Annotated in this window: 12 protein-coding genes and 1 pseudogene; 9 read left to right on the forward strand and 4 right to left on the reverse strand. The window is 36.2% G+C overall.

Features of this window, described 5'->3' with window-relative positions:
• Positions 1 to 146: 146 nt before the first annotated feature.
• Positions 147 to 224: pseudogene (locus ACHRWY_RS18210) on the reverse strand (transcriptional regulator); the annotation flags it as partial.
• A gap of 112 nt (positions 225 to 336) precedes the next feature.
• Here ACHRWY_RS18210 and ACHRWY_RS18215 point away from each other — a divergent pair.
• The gene (locus ACHRWY_RS18215) at positions 337 to 1,173 is read left to right on the forward strand and encodes a thioredoxin family protein (protein WP_395356579.1); all 837 of its coding nucleotides are present in this window, start codon (positions 337 to 339) and stop codon (positions 1,171 to 1,173) included.
• Positions 1,174 to 1,324: 151 nt separating this feature from the next.
• Here the strand turns inward: ACHRWY_RS18215 and ACHRWY_RS18220 are convergent, their stop codons facing one another.
• Complete coding sequence (locus ACHRWY_RS18220; protein WP_395356581.1) at positions 1,325 to 1,726, reverse strand: helix-turn-helix domain-containing protein; 402 nt, start codon at positions 1,724 to 1,726, stop codon at positions 1,325 to 1,327.
• Positions 1,727 to 1,923: 197 nt separating this feature from the next.
• On the opposite strand from ACHRWY_RS18220, the gene ACHRWY_RS18225 reads away from it, so the two are divergent.
• The 8 genes from ACHRWY_RS18225 (at position 1,924) to ACHRWY_RS18260 (ending at position 12,568) form a co-directional block, all read left to right on the forward strand.
• Positions 1,924 to 2,004 (forward strand): hypothetical protein, encoded by an 81-nt coding sequence (locus ACHRWY_RS18225; RefSeq protein ID WP_395356725.1) that lies wholly within the window; start codon positions 1,924 to 1,926, stop codon positions 2,002 to 2,004.
• Between the two features lie 133 nt (positions 2,005 to 2,137).
• Positions 2,138 to 2,302: a hypothetical protein gene (locus ACHRWY_RS18230; RefSeq protein ID WP_395356726.1), complete on the forward strand. Its 165-nt coding sequence runs from the start codon at positions 2,138 to 2,140 to the stop codon at positions 2,300 to 2,302.
• Complete coding sequence (locus tag ACHRWY_RS18235; protein WP_395356582.1) at positions 2,299 to 3,366, forward strand: DNA polymerase beta superfamily protein; 1,068 nt, start codon at positions 2,299 to 2,301, stop codon at positions 3,364 to 3,366. Before ACHRWY_RS18230 ends, ACHRWY_RS18235 begins: the two co-directional genes overlap by 4 nt.
• Positions 3,367 to 3,547: 181 nt before the next feature.
• The gene (locus ACHRWY_RS18240) at positions 3,548 to 4,510 is read left to right on the forward strand and encodes a multicopper oxidase domain-containing protein (protein ID WP_395356584.1); all 963 of its coding nucleotides are present in this window, start codon (positions 3,548 to 3,550) and stop codon (positions 4,508 to 4,510) included.
• An 18-nt stretch (positions 4,511 to 4,528) separates the two neighbouring features.
• Positions 4,529 to 4,957, forward strand: a complete 429-nt coding sequence (locus tag ACHRWY_RS18245; RefSeq protein ID WP_395356586.1) for a hypothetical protein — start codon at positions 4,529 to 4,531, stop codon at positions 4,955 to 4,957.
• A gap of 40 nt (positions 4,958 to 4,997) precedes the next feature.
• Positions 4,998 to 6,473, forward strand: coding sequence for a tyrosinase family protein (locus ACHRWY_RS18250; protein ID WP_395356587.1), 1,476 nt, complete (start codon positions 4,998 to 5,000; stop codon positions 6,471 to 6,473).
• A 219-nt stretch (positions 6,474 to 6,692) separates the two neighbouring features.
• A complete protein-coding gene (locus ACHRWY_RS18255) occupies positions 6,693 to 7,127 on the forward strand; it encodes a hypothetical protein (RefSeq protein WP_395356589.1) in 435 nt (144 codons plus the stop codon).
• Between the two features lie 368 nt (positions 7,128 to 7,495).
• Positions 7,496 to 12,568 carry a DUF4132 domain-containing protein gene (locus ACHRWY_RS18260; RefSeq protein ID WP_395356590.1) on the forward strand — a complete coding sequence of 1,691 codons (5,073 nt, stop codon included), beginning with the start codon at positions 7,496 to 7,498 and terminating at the stop codon, positions 12,566 to 12,568.
• Positions 12,569 to 12,668: 100 nt separating this feature from the next.
• Here ACHRWY_RS18260 and ACHRWY_RS18265 read toward each other — a convergent pair whose 3' ends face one another.
• Together ACHRWY_RS18265 and ACHRWY_RS18270 are read right to left on the reverse strand one after the other, a co-directional pair.
• Positions 12,669 to 13,292, reverse strand: a complete 624-nt coding sequence (locus ACHRWY_RS18265) for a hypothetical protein (protein WP_395356591.1) — start codon at positions 13,290 to 13,292, stop codon at positions 12,669 to 12,671.
• Between the two features lie 40 nt (positions 13,293 to 13,332).
• Positions 13,333 to 14,661 (reverse strand): SWIM zinc finger family protein, encoded by a 1,329-nt coding sequence (locus ACHRWY_RS18270; RefSeq protein ID WP_395356593.1) that lies wholly within the window; start codon positions 14,659 to 14,661, stop codon positions 13,333 to 13,335.
• Between the last annotated feature and the right edge of the window lie 5 nt (positions 14,662 to 14,666).

The following is a 14,666-nucleotide window of genomic DNA, read 5'->3' on the forward strand; positions in this document are numbered from 1 at the left end:
TTAGATTAATAACCCGCTCTGCGACGTCTTCCTACTTCTCAGTAACAATTTCAATAAAAATAATGCTCAAATTCAAAATAGATTTTGCGCATTTTTATATATATAAAATTCTCTTATCAAAAATATTATTTCCCTTTCATCAACTTCTATAAATACTCAACCTTTCCTTTTTCAGCCAGAACCAAACGTTTGTAAAGCTCCACAACTGGATCAAGAGGATTAAATTATGATTGTAATATAAGTATAAGAGGCATTAAAGTAACAATTTATCTAAACTAACATCTTTATATGTAAGTTTTGTATTATATTTATCTCAACTAAACAAAACTATATGCCATGAAAAAATACATCATACTACTAATCCTGTTTTCCTTTCAAATCAGTCATGCCAGCTGGCTTACTTCGTACGAAGATGCCCAAAAAATGGCATTAACTACCAACAGATTTATTATTATTGATTTCTGGGCAACCTGGTGCGGCCCATGTCTGGAAATGGACAAAAATGTATGGAACGATGACCAGCTCGAAGAAACACTGCAGGGATTTGTAAAGCTAAAAATAGATATCGATGCCAATAGAGAATTAGCCAGTAAATATGGCGTAAACGGAATTCCAAATATCCTAATTATAGATGCCAATGGAAAAGTGGTTCATAATGTTTTAGGATATCAAAATGTTCAAAATCTGAAATCTGAAATAGAAAAATTAAATTTATCTACGGAGTTTTTATCCACAGATTTAATGAATTACTATAAAGCTAAAAACTTTGGGACTACAATCAAAATTGCCCAGAAATATTATGATTATTCTTTACTGGTAGACCCCAACGTAAAAAAGAAAATAGTAAACACATCGAGGGCCTATCTTAATGATTACAAAATAACATTAGATAAAAAAGACAAAGATTTTGCTAAACAGAAACAAAAATTAGATCTGTATAAACTGTATGATATGGCGTATAACTTTGAATTTAATAAATTAAATAAAAAAATTTCAGAGTTTAAAATCGATGAAATAGATCCTATAAATGAGTATTCATACTGGTTTCTAAAATATCTGGCCGTAAAAGGAACTTCAAAAACAACAACCGAAATCGAAGAGAACCTGAGGAACAAAGATTTAGGAAGTGTTATAAACAAAGCAGATCAACTCTATTCGTTCTACAAAAAATAAAAAGGACAATGAATTAATTCTTCTTTAATATTCCGTTGAATCTTTCAACTGCGAAACCTTCCGGTTTTGTAGCGGTAATGTCTATAAAAAACAAAAAAATGCGCAAATCACCTGGCGCATTTTTATTATAAGAAATCCTTTATCAGGAATATTATTTCCCTTTCATCAATTTTTCCATAAATTCAACCTTTTCTCTTTCAACCTGAACCAAACGTTCGTAAAGCTCCACCACTTTATCAAGAGGATTGAAATTACAATGATTATTAGTTGTGTTTCCCTGAGCACCATTATTAGCACTATTATCGTAAAAGTTATTAAAGAAATTAAAAACAGATTCTTCTGTAAAATTTTCAATAGCTTCTACTGTTACGCCAAGAGCTTTTGCAATTTGTACCAATTTTTCAAAATCGACAGTTTCGCTGGTTTCAATGCTGGAAATAGTCTGCTGGCTTGTGCCAATGGCATCAGCAAGTGCTCCTTGTTTCATGCCGCGAAGTTCTCTTATTCGGCTGATATTTCGGCCAATATTTCTGGGTCTGGTTTCTGTGCTCATAATTCAAAGGTATTTAAAAAATTTTAAAAAAATAGTGATCCGTAACAAACACGTTTGATTTGGTACAATACAATTTTAGGTGTTATTTTACGCAATGTAAATATATGCTTTTTCTTACTTTAATTAAAGAGCTATTTTTGCAGAACTTGGGCGAGCGCGTTGTTTTGCCAGGTAAATAAGAATATTAAAATCTTTATATGGGAGCAGAGCAAAAAGTTTATCTTCAAAAAAAGCACAAAGTAATAAAACTAAACAATAGTATTTATTATGAAACGTAGGAAGATTATTTGAATAATTTAGTATTAAATAATTATTTTTCCCGGATACTGCCGATCCGTTAATTGGTTTTTATGAGAGCAGAAGTTTGTTGAATCTGATCGTGATACAGCATCAGAAAACGTAAAATATTTTCTGGCCTCAAACAGTTTTGGTAACACTAGAAATAATGATTATTTTAATCCCGAATTAGGAATTATTCCCGAAGATCTTCATGACGAAAATGTTTTGACTTTTCAGGGAACTTTATTTTTTATCGACATCGTTTTTTACCTTACAAAACAATTTTACAAACCATGACCATTCAAGACCTAAAATCCCAAAACCTGATCCTTTTTGAAGCCATTTCCGGAAGTAAATCTTTTGGGTTAAATACACCAACATCAGATACCGATATTAAAGGCGTTTATTATCTGCCAAAAGAAAAATTCTTTGGGTTAGAATATATTCCGCAAATCAGTAATGAAACCAACGATGAGGTCTATTACGAAATTGGCCGTTTTGTAGAATTGCTTATCAAAAATAATCCCAACATCCTCGAAATTCTGGCTTCGCCAAAGGATTGTATTTTGTACCAACATCCGTTAATGGAGCAATTAAAAATAGAAGATTTTCTATCGAAACTCTGCAAAGATTCTTTTGCCGGTTATGCCGTTACGCAAATCAAAAAGGCGAGAGGATTAAACAAGAAAATCGTAAACCCAATGCCAAAGGAAAAAAAGAGCCTGTTGGATTTTTGTGCTGTCTTAAAAGGTTATGAAACCGTATCGGTCAATAGTTTTTTAACCGAAAATAAGCTGAAACAAGAACAATTTGGGTTGGTCAATATTCCCAATTCAAAAGGCATGTTTGCTTTGTTTTATGACGAAAATAAAAGTTTAGGCTACAAAGGGATCATTCAAAAAGAAACCTCGAATGAAGTTTCGGTTTCGTCGATTCCAAAAGGCGAAAAGCTGGTGGGGTATTTATCCTGCAATCAGGACGGTTATTCTACATACTGCAAAGAATACACCGATTACTGGAACTGGATCGACAAACGCAACGAAGACCGTTATAACACCAATCAGCAACACGGCAGGAATTACGACAGTAAAAACATGATGCACACCATTCGGCTGCTGCAAACCGCTAATAACATACTGTCCACCGGAAAACTAAACATCAGAGTTCCCAATCGCGAAGAATTGTTAGACATAAAAGCCGGAAACAAAGAATACGATGTTTTACTCGAAATGGCAGACGATTTAATCACTTCCATCGAAAAGCATTATACAACATCATCTTTACCGGAAAAACCAGATGAAGCAAAAGCCATCCAAACCCTAATTCAAATCAGGGAGAAATTGTACCGTCAGGATTTATAAGTTTACAAAAAAATCCGTAATAATCCGCGTCTTCGCGATAGCGAATCCGTAAAATCCGCGTCCATAATTTCACCTTCCATCATCACTGTTTCAGTTTTTTACTACAAAAACACGTATTTATACGCTGTTGTGTGATTTACAATAGCTCTACATTTGAATTGCAATATCAAACAAACTGATATTGAGTAATTTGAGTTTAGAAATGAAAGCGTATCATAAAATCCGGCTCGTCGTTTTTCTATTATTCGTTACCCCTTTTTTGTTTTCTCAAAATGAGCGATTGATCATTGGCAGAACAACAGGAAAATTGTGGGTCAAAAACGATGTAACAATCAGGACATTTGGTTTTGCCGGCTCGCTTTCGGGACAAATTACTTTACCGGGATATCCTATCGATGTTCGCGAAGGAGATGAGGTCGCTATCGATTTCTGGAATATCTCTCAGGGCAATCCCGTCTCTTTGTATTGCAAAGAAATTGAATTTGTGCAACGGAATAAAGAAAACGAAATCATGAACAAAAAAGAACCGGTTCATCACATGGAACACGGTTTTTATTCCTTTCAGGCCAAAAAAGCAGGAACATATCTGTACTATAGTCCGGAAAATTATCCTTTCAACCTTCAGGCAGGCATGTTTGGCATAATCCTTATACGCCCAAAAGAACATGATACTATGGCAGTAAAACCGTCTGCCGAAGTATTGTGGTGTAGCTACGAAATAGACCCAAAATGGCACACAGACGCCATTATGGGCACAGAATACGACGCTGGCAACAAACCCATAATACTTCCGGATTACAAACCGGTTTATTTTCAGATTAATGGCAAAGCAGTCCTCAAAAACAAAGGTTTACAATCGATAGCCGGCAAAAAAGAAACCGTGCTTCTTCGTTTGGTCAATTCAGGATTATACCTTCATGAAATAAGATTTCCATCAAAGGCAAAACTTCAGTTAATCTCAGGAAAAGAAACCAGTTTAAGGGTATTGCCCGAAGGATACAACATACAGCTTCATGCTGGCGAAAGCCTTGAATTACTTGTTTTTTTAGAAAATGTTCCGGACAAGGAACTCATAAGTTATCAATTTACAGATCCCGTTTCTAAAAAGGCAGTTTACAAAGCTGTGATTCCGGTCTTTTATTAATATTTAAACCCCATAACCATGAAAACAATACTTTTTTATCTCCTTATGCTGCTTTCTTTTTCGGTCTCGTTTGCACAAAGTAAACCCACTTTTTCGGTCGTGGGCAATGCAACCAATAAAGAGAGTGTACTCAAAAATAAACGACTGGATATTTCTAAAATCAAAGTCGAAAACGTATCCAATAAACCCATTTATCTGGTTTGGGAAACGGTATCGAATACTTTTCCCAAAGAATGGGATTGTTCGATGTGCCAGCACGGAGCCTGCCAGATCGGGATCCCAAAAGGTTCTGCTTTTAATAAACTCAATGCAGACCAGCAGGGATTTATTGCCATTCATGTAATTCCTGAAAATAAAACAGGAAACGGTACCGTAAAGTTTAAAATTTATGACAAGGCAAATCCCAATTATGCTAAAATTTTAACCTTCGAAGTCGAAGTCCTCTAATACCCATAAACACCCTATTATAAACCTAAAAACAAACAAAATGAAAAAAATTACAATTTTATCTTTTATTATTTTAATTACACTTTCGGGCTATGGCTATGGTCAGAGTGAAAGTAATGTAAAATATATCCGGCACAATGTTAATACTGCCGAAGGGCAGGCAGATCTTCAGGCAATGAATGTGGCCTTTAAAAAAATGCGCGAAATGGGATGCGAAAATGGACTAAGCTGGTATTATCAGGGAGCCATACACAATATTCCCACTGAAATTAACGGGAAAAATGAACTTTGCGCCAAGTATCAAAGCAGTAAGGATAAACTGTGGGCCTGGGCAGACTGTACGCATAACGGAACACAAAATGCCTCTTTAAATTTTTTGCTATGGCACAGATTGTATACCTGGCATTTAGAAAAAATTGTTCGCGAATTATCAGGAAAGAAAGATTTTGCTTTGCCATACTGGAATTACGGGAGCGTAAAAACAGATGATAATATCATGGCACAAGGTACAAGAGACAAATCTAGTTCTTTGTATGAAGCCGCCAGATATAATATCCTGAATGCTGGAAAACCAATTTTATCAAGTCAGGTAGAGGCAATTCAATTGGCACTTGATGAATTAAGGACAAATCCCAGATTTGCAGGCGATTATGGATTTAGTAAAAAACTGGAAGGCTCGCCGCATGGTTTTATGCACAATCTTATAGGCGGAGGATATGCCAGCCCAAAAGAGACTTATTATAATCAGATCTACCAGAGAAACATGTCCGGATTAATGGCAAATGTTAATTCGGCAGGATTTGACCCTATTTTTTGGCTGCATCATAGTATGGTCGATCGTATTTGGGAATCCTGGGATGCTTCAGTATATGGCAAACGTCCTTCATTAGAAGAGCTAAAAGCGAATCCGTGGCCTTATGAGTTTATAGCGCCAAACGGACAGCGTATCACCTATACGATGGAAGAGGTATACAAAATAGTATTCAATTTAGATTATAAATACGACAATTTGCTTTATGGATCCAAAACTCCGGTCTTGGCAGCTAATGAATTAAAAGCAAAAACCGAAATTTCACTTCAGGATACCAAAGAGAAAATTATCTGGGAGCAAAAAATAGGTAAAACGCTTGGCGGCACTCCTTTTGCCCATAAAGTAACCAGCAAACTGGCACAAAGCACCAATAAAGTTTTTACAAGTGAGCAAAATTCTGTAATAGTCCTAAATTTAGATGTGGTAGTTTATAAAGAGCCGGAAGATTATTATACTGTTTACCTTCATTATCCGGGAAAAAAAGATCAATATGTTGGGGTAATGACTTTCTTTGGTGTTGCGCATGATCATGGTATGGAAGAAAATCATGCCCTGTCAGAAACCGGAATAAAACTTAATTTCTCATACTATATTTCAGATGATTTATCAAAGTCAGATACTGATTTCGAGATTATTATAAAAAAGACCGGAGCCGGAGATGCTAAAGTAACACTGGAAAAAATTAGCGTATCAAAAGTGAACTAAGCCTGTTTTTGAACTTTAAGAAACAATCTGAATAAAATCAGACCAATAAAAACCCAAACCCTGCAAATACCAATTTGCAGGGTATTTTTTTAAAATCAAATGCTACATTTATTCAAGATTATGTTATAAGTTTTTTTTTAACAATTAAAATACGTCATTTTTGTATTGGCATATTTTATAATTTATTATTTTACATCTTTAAATAAAAGCCGGTAAAAAATGAATATAAGCATATCAGTCAAGCAATTAGGGCGAAAGCACCCTATACTTCAGGAAAAAACCATCAGTTTGGATAATACCACTTCAATCGTTTCTGTTCGTACTTTCTTAGAATTAATTGTAAAACATCAGGTAGAGCTGTTTCATTCGGCTTCATTTGAATGGGAAGATCAGGACACCATTCATTTGCCAAAAGAAAATTACCTGCCTATTTTAACCGATACCGGAAAAGCAGGTTTTGGTGCCATTTACAACCACAATCAGGTAAATGTTGCCACGGCACAGGAAAATGCCCTCCTGGCTTTTGAAGACGGTTTGTATGCCGTTTTTTATGGCGACGACCAACTCGAAACCCTAACCGAAGAAATCGATTTATCCAAAAACAAAAACATCACCTTTATCAGACTGACCTTTCTGGCAGGAAGCTACTGGTAGGTTTTAAGATCAGAAATCAATTAAAAATTAAGAATTAAAAATTCAGTTTGTGCTTTTTTATAACTGATTTGATACACACTTTTAATTTACATTTTATAGACACATCCAACCCCGTACCGCACAAGAAACAAAGAGTAAAGAGTAAAGAGGAAAGAATAAAGAGTAAAGAGTAAAGAGTAAAGAGTAAAGAGGAAAGAATAAAGAGGAAAGAATAAAGAGTAAAGAATAAAGAATAAAGAGTAAAGAATAAAGAATAAAGAGGAAAGAGGAAAGAATAAAGAGTAAAGAGGAAAGAATAAAGAGTAAAGAGGAAAGAGTAAAGAATAAAGAACAAAGAATAAAGAACACCATAACTCATAAAAAAAACTATGACGATAGAAGATTTACTCAAGGGTAAGATAATGGAGAATCCAATTAAGAGATTTAAAAAGGAACTTGAAGAAATTGTGAACAGCAATATAGTTTCTAAATTATTATCTAAAACAAAGCTTAAAAAAGAAGCCGCCGAGTTGGGGCTGGAGCTTTTACAACTAAAAGACAATTATTACGGTACTTATGTTTCTTTAGGTTCTAAAGAAGTAAAGGAATTCGAAAAATGGGTAAAAGAAGATCTCTGGGAAGATAAAAACTACTACGACCTGCTAATTTACTTTTTTGGCGAAGAAAATGCCGTTTATGTCAAAGAGGCCTGGAACAGACTGCCACAAAAAATGTATCAGGATGGTTATGCCCGACGTTCTTTCAGGGCTCCCAACAATAAAAAATACCTGCTCGTAAATCAGGTAAACTTTTTAAGATCGTTGCTTCAAAGTCCGCAAATTTACAGCTATCAGGATGCCAATACGGTCTATTATGATTTGAATATCGAAGATCAGATTCGTTTTGATACCGAAGTTTCAAATTCCAAAAATCAGTTTATGATCTGGTCGGCAGCAATTGATTTGAATAAAGAAAATTTGTATCAGCTTTTTGAAGATATTATTTTCAATAAAGACCCAAGAGCAAAAGTGTCGCGAAATATTATCAAAGCCCTTTTAAACAGCGAGAAAAAAGAAAGCTGGGAACTGGTCGAAAAATTATTGCTGGCAGCACAGCGTCAGGAAGGTCTGCGCCAGACTGTTCTGGAAGCGCTTGACGAAACCAGTATCGGCGCTTTGCACTATATGATCAGGGTTATTATCGACAATAAACTAACGCGTTTTTCTTCGGTAGTACGCGGAATTGATACGTGGACCGGTTTGGGCTGGGATTCTGAAAAAGAAACTACGGTTCGAAATATCATCCAGCTGGCTTCGGGGTATTTCTCGAATCCGGAAACGATTCCGGCCGGAATTCAAAGCAAGAATAATAATGAAGCCTACATGGCGCTTTGGGTTCAGGGAGTTTTTGATGTCGAAAAAACCGTTCCCTACCTGCATGAATTAGTCGGGAAAGGTTCGATCGAAAAGAAATCGCTGGCCCTGAAATTCGCCGGAGAAACAAACGATCCCTATATCGAAATGCCCTTGTATTTTAAAGCTCTCGACGATGAAAACCTGCAAGTTCTGGCCTTTGCATTACCAAGATTAAATGCACTTTTAGACGCCAATGCAAAATCGAAATATTATACCGAAAATACAGATTATCCAAACTTCTTCGATAAAGTGTACCATCTCGCACAGAAGATAACCCAAAAAGAAAAAACTTTTGAAGGGAAAGTATTTTCGTGGCTCAATGTCAGGTTTGATAAAGATGCATTGTATTCTGCTGCGATTAATCTGGTTGGGGATAATGACGAAAGATTAGAAATTATTCTGAATCATTTTGAAGGTTTTTCGCTCAATTTAAGAGAGAAACTGACCAGACAAATTTTAGGAGATCATTATTGTTATTCTTTTTACAGCTATAAAAGCAATAGTGGCAAAGAAAAAGAGATTCCTACGGATTTTCAAAGAAATTTTGCCCTGCGAATTTTAAAAGACAGAGGAGAATCTCTGGTGGCTTCGGCTATTTCTACTTTAAATAATTTGAACTTAACCGAAGAAGAACTTACGATTTTTCAGGAATTATTCAAACGTAAAAACTCCAATTTAAAGAAAAACCTAACCGCCATTTTACTGAAACAGGAAGATGAAAAGATAACGTCTTTTGTAGAAAAAACGTTAGAAAAAGGTGATCTCGAACAACGTATGTCTATTCTGGATTTGATGCTGCAGCTTCAGAAAAACAATAAACTGACTGAAAAAGTAAATAACTGGGTCAAAGAGTATTCGGCCAGGCCAAAAATCACCGAGAAAGAAACGAAATTTATTGAGCAGCTTGAACCGTCAAAAAAGAAAAATATCCTGAGTGCCGAAAACGGATTTGGTTTTTATACGCCAAATGAAGTTTCAGCCTATGCACTGCCAAAACCTCAGGCAGATTCTTTGTATGCCAAAGCGGTTAAAGCGGAACAATATGGTTTTTCAAAATCGATGTCTCATATTAAAACTGAAATTTCGAAATTGTATAAATTGTATGAAGACAATCGAAATTACGAATATGAAATCGAAAATTACGATAACAGTAAATCGACCGTATTACTGGGCAATACTTTTAGACAAATAAAAAACCTGAAAGACGAAAAAGATCCGGAAGAAGCGGCAGTCAATTATCCTTTGTATGAGGTTTGGTCAGGCTGGTTTGAAAATTCAGGTTTAGCCGAAAGAGACTTGTTTTTACTGACTTTGATTAGCAGTTGTGACCGAAAAATATGGCGCGATTTTCTGGATAAACATATTTTTTATTATAAAGAATTATTGCCCCACCAAAACAAAAGAGGCTACGACTGGGACAATGCCATTTTGAATATTCTGAATGCCTTGCAATTAAAATATACCTTTAAGGAAAAAACAGATTTTTTAATTGATGCCTGTAGTACTTTGTATGCTGATCTTCCAAAATCAGTATTAGAGTTTGAGTACAAACCCGCGAAAGATGAATACTATTACAATTCAGATTACGGAAATGGCTGGCAAAATCAGAATTTTTTCGATATCTATCTGAACAAAATCAATTTAACAGCTGCAACGGACGAACAGAATAATAAAATCTGGAATTTGTACAGGTGGAGACAACTAAACGGATTAGAACGTAATATTTCTTTAAATAAACCACCAATGTATTTGTATGGTGTGGCGTTCGAACAAAAAATAATTACCGAAGGCGAATTGTACGAAGGTATTTTAGAAAGCGAAAGAATTTCTGTTTTAACCAGTGAAACCAAACATTACAGACATTTTGGAAGTGAGGATTTACTCAAAAGATTTCCATTTCTGGTTCCTATGATCGATAAAATCCGCGAAACATTTTTGGATGTTGAAGTAAAAAGAGGCGATTCAAATACCGGGGTTACGCATTTGGTTCAGAGTTTCCAGAAGATTTTTGGTATAAACCGTTTGGTAGAAATCTTGTCTGCGCTGGGTAAAGCAAGTTTATACAAAGGCTATATTTATTCATGGAGTTATACCGAATTAACCAAACAAAAACTGTTTAGTTATTTATTAAAAAGATGCTACCCGTTAGCTTCAGATACACAGGAAGTTTTTAACGAAGCCATTAAAAAAGCAAAAATATCCGAAGAAAGACTGATCCAGACCGCTATATATGCACCGCAATGGCAAAAGTTAATTAGTAATTATTTAGACTGGAAAGGTTTAGACGAAGGAATCTGGTGGTTTCATGCCCATACGAAAACAGCAACGTATAGCGCTGTAAATTCAGAACTGGAAAGCGAAATGGCTAAATTCTCCTCAATCGATTTGCAGGATTTTAAAGATGGGGCAGTTGACAAGAACTGGTTTACATCGGCTTACAAGCAATTAGGCAAAGCCAAATGGGAACTTTTATACGAATCAGCCAAATATGTAACAGACGGAAACGGGCATAGACGCGCCCGCTTGTATGCAGATACAATTACAGGAGATTTGAAAATCAGGGAAGTGACCGCCAAAGTAAAAGACAAACGCGATCAGGACTATTTAAGGGTATACGGATTAGTGCCTTTAAGTAAAACAAGTCCGGAAAAGGATATTCTGGCACGTTATGAATATTTACAGCAATTTAAAAAAGAGAGCAAAGAGTTTGGTTCTATGAAACAAGCCAGCGAAGGTTTGGCGATTAGAGTTGCGCTTGAAAACTTAGCCCGAAATGCAGGTTATCCGGACCCGGTTCGTCTGACCTGGGCGATGGAAACCAAACAGGTTCAGAATATTTTATCCAAAGAAACCGAAGTAAAACTGGATGACGTAACCGTAAGTCTGGTGATCAATAAAGAGGGAAAAGCAGATCTGGTTACTTTTAAAGGAGATAAAGAGATAAAAGCAATTCCACCAAAATATAAAAAAGACAAAGCCATTCTGGAATTAACCCATTATCGCAAAACCATGCGCGAACAATGGACACGTTCAAGAAAAGGACTGGAAGAAAGTATGATTCGGGGCGATGAATTTTTGTTTGCCGAAATGCAAAATCTTTTTGAACATCCGATAATCTCTAAACATCTGGAAAAACTGGTTTTTGTATCAAGTGATGATAAAATTGGTTTTTATATTGACGGCAACCTGGTAACCGCTTTAGGTGAAGTTACCGCGCTGAACGACAAGCAGACTTTTAGAATTGCGCATTGCTATGACCTGCATAAAAACAACGTCTGGACCGATTATCAAACCTATTGTTTTGATAATAAACTGCAACAGCCTTTTAAACAGGTATTCAGGGAATTGTATGTTCCAACACCGGATGAATTGAAAGAAAAATCAGTTTCAAGACGTTATGCCGGACATCAGGTGCAGCCTAACCAGACTTTGGCTTTATTGAAAACAAGAGGGTGGAAAGTCGATTATGAAGAAGGTTTGCAGAAAGTTTTCCATAAAGAAGGCTATCAGGTAAAAATGTACGCCATGGCCGATTGGTTTTCTCCGGCAGATGTAGAGAGCCCAACCTTAGAAACAATAGAATTCCATTCTTTAAAAGAGTATAAAAACATTGCCTTTGAAGACGTGAACCCAAGGATTTTCTCAGAGGTAATGCGCGATCTTGATTTGGTCGTAAGTGTTGCCCATGTTGGAGGCGTTGATCCTGAAGCCAGCCATTCTTCGATCGAAATGAGAGCTGTTTTATTGAGAGAAACGTTGCGCCTGTTTAAAGTGAAGAATGTAGAAATTACCGGAAACCACGCGATTATAAAAGGACAATTGGCAGAGTATAGTGTTCACTTAGGAAGTGCAGTAGTGCATCAGCTTCCGGGTAAATATTTATCTGTGCTGCCCATTCATTCGCAACACAGGGGACGTTTATTCCTGCCTTTTGCAGATGATGATCCAAAATCGGCTGAGGTAATGTCTAAAGTTCTGTTGTTTGCCAAAGACAATGACATACAAGACCCTACTATTTTAAGCCAGATTGATAAAACTTACGCTTAAAATAAAAGTTTATAAACCTCAAAAAATAAAAATCGCCCTGATATCAGGGCGATTTTGTTTGATAGCAATTTTCAATTTTTTTTGTGAGGTACAAAACCAATTATTCATTCCATTCGATCATGGTATTTTTAGTTTGTTCCAGTGCTTTTACCAATATGCTTTCTAAGGTAGTTTTTTCAAAGTCGTTTGCGAGAAGTTTTTTGAGTACTTTAAATGTCTCGTGAAAAGTGTCCTGATCATAATATAGTTCTCCAAAATTTCCATGTTGGTCAAAAAAAATATAATAAGCAGTTTCTAAGATTGTGTCGTCTCTGTACCATCCTATACATTTATAATTAGCGTTTAATTGGTTTATTTGTTCGGCTGTAAAATTTTCGCCTTCATCAAATTCCCATCGGTCAAAAGGCCAGCTGTATTGTATCATTTCTATTAAACCCAATGCTATTTTGGGAGAACCCTGGTAGTCATTTATTGTAATCAGTTTTTTGGGTTCGCTAATAGAGAAGCAATAACTTTCAGAATTGCCTATATTTTCTAATCCGCCAAAGGTTTTATAAAACTGTATCAATTCATCGGGCAATTCAAAATTCATAAGATGTTTAAGTTGCTGTAAATCGGCATCAGTTGCCGGTTCAATAGTAGCCAGTAAAGCATAATCTGCACCATCAAATAATTCATTTGCAGTAGCATTATATTCTTCAATTTTACTTTCGATTGTTGCCATATTTTATACAATTAGATTATTAGTACTATGATATAGAAATTTAAGAAATCATCATTTTTACTCCCAAAATATGCTTGCAAATCCCTCTTTTCCCCTGATAAGCCGTAAACCAGTCGCAAGTACATCTTTGCGAAGCATTGTCGATAATCACTTTGTGTACAACTCCGGACCCTTTTACTTTGGCTTCGATATAATCGGCTCTTCGTTCGACGATTTCGATGTCTTCGTTATCGATTAGTTTTTTTGCATTTTTAAGTCTTGGGTTGAGCGATAAAATACGTTCGGTTTTAAAAGGGAGACGGCGGTAAAAATGGGCTTTTTCGCTTAAATCATAACCCAATAATCCCATCGAGGATAAATTTGAAGTCAGATTGTCCATCGTGCCAAAATCGATATCATTTTCGATAGAAAGCATCGTGGGGTCAAACGTTTCATTCGATTTTAATAAACTGTTTAAACCGTAAACCCATTCGATTGGCAGGTTTTCGGTCATGGTTTCGAGTACATTTCCTTCGCCCGAAAATCCGCGGTACGAATCGGGAGAAAAAGCCATAAGAAGCTGCATTTTTCCAAATTCGGCGACAATCGCACAAGTCTGTTTGTCCGACGATTCGTAAATGAAAATTTTATCGACAATAGCCAGAATTCCTTCTAACAAACGCAAACGCTGTACGCCGCCAATTCTAACGCTGTCGGCTGTAGCCAAAGTCGAAAACATAAATTTTCCGGCTCTTTTGGTAATAAAAAAATCACCTTTTACGGTTCCTTTTGGTAAACTCTGAAACAACTGGATCGTCTGAATTTTATTCAGTTCAAACTTCACATCCATATCGGCCAGATACAACTGTACGCTCGTTAAACCTTTGATCCAGCGCATCGGCAAAGTCACTTTTTTCTCGGTCACTTTTGCTTTGCTGGTAATGACCTGAACATCCTGCTGACCAACGGCAAGGGTTACTTTTTCGTTTTTCTGAATGGCATTCAGAGCATTCAGCATTGGGTCATTAAAATCGACATTCGTAGTTCCGTTGGCGATAAATTCGCCGTCGATGGCTTCGGGTTTCATGTCCAGTCGCACATAAACGCCGTTGCAGGACGAAAAACCTTCGAAACGCAATCGCTCAGATCCTGCCGAAACAATAGGATCGCGCAAACTGGGTGGAATTGGCCCAAAACTCGAACGAACCACTTTGGCAATCGTGCTCCAGCATTTTGCCGTAACATAATGATCAGTAAGGCTTCCCCAGAAAAAACACGGAATATTGTTGACTTCTTCAATTTCGGTCTGGTGCGCCAAAACCAGATTGTTAATGCCTTTCGATTTAGTGTAGGTCGAAATTCCTTTATAATTATATTCGAGATCTGTCATTTTTC

The organism is Flavobacterium sp. FlaQc-48, assembly GCF_044007335.1.
Taxonomy (GTDB): Bacteria; Bacteroidota; Bacteroidia; order Flavobacteriales; family Flavobacteriaceae; genus Flavobacterium.

Excerpts from the sequence above, each read along its gene's own strand:
- ACHRWY_RS18215 (WP_395356579.1), top strand. The coding sequence starts at position 337 with ATGAAAAAATACATCATACTACTAATCCTGTTTTCCTTTCAAATCAGT.
- ACHRWY_RS18220 (WP_395356581.1), bottom strand. The coding sequence starts at position 1,726 with ATGAGCACAGAAACCAGACCCAGAAATATTGGCCGAAATATCAGCCGA.
- ACHRWY_RS18225 (WP_395356725.1), top strand. The coding sequence starts at position 1,924 with ATGGGAGCAGAGCAAAAAGTTTATCTTCAAAAAAAGCACAAAGTAATA.
- ACHRWY_RS18235 (WP_395356582.1), top strand. The coding sequence starts at position 2,299 with ATGACCATTCAAGACCTAAAATCCCAAAACCTGATCCTTTTTGAAGCC.
- ACHRWY_RS18245 (WP_395356586.1), top strand. The coding sequence starts at position 4,529 with ATGAAAACAATACTTTTTTATCTCCTTATGCTGCTTTCTTTTTCGGTC.
- ACHRWY_RS18250 (WP_395356587.1), top strand. The coding sequence starts at position 4,998 with ATGAAAAAAATTACAATTTTATCTTTTATTATTTTAATTACACTTTCG.
- ACHRWY_RS18255 (WP_395356589.1), top strand. The coding sequence starts at position 6,693 with ATGAATATAAGCATATCAGTCAAGCAATTAGGGCGAAAGCACCCTATA.
- ACHRWY_RS18260 (WP_395356590.1), top strand. The coding sequence starts at position 7,496 with ATGACGATAGAAGATTTACTCAAGGGTAAGATAATGGAGAATCCAATT.
- ACHRWY_RS18265 (WP_395356591.1), bottom strand. The coding sequence starts at position 13,292 with ATGGCAACAATCGAAAGTAAAATTGAAGAATATAATGCTACTGCAAAT.
- ACHRWY_RS18270 (WP_395356593.1), bottom strand. The coding sequence starts at position 14,661 with ATGACAGATCTCGAATATAATTATAAAGGAATTTCGACCTACACTAAA.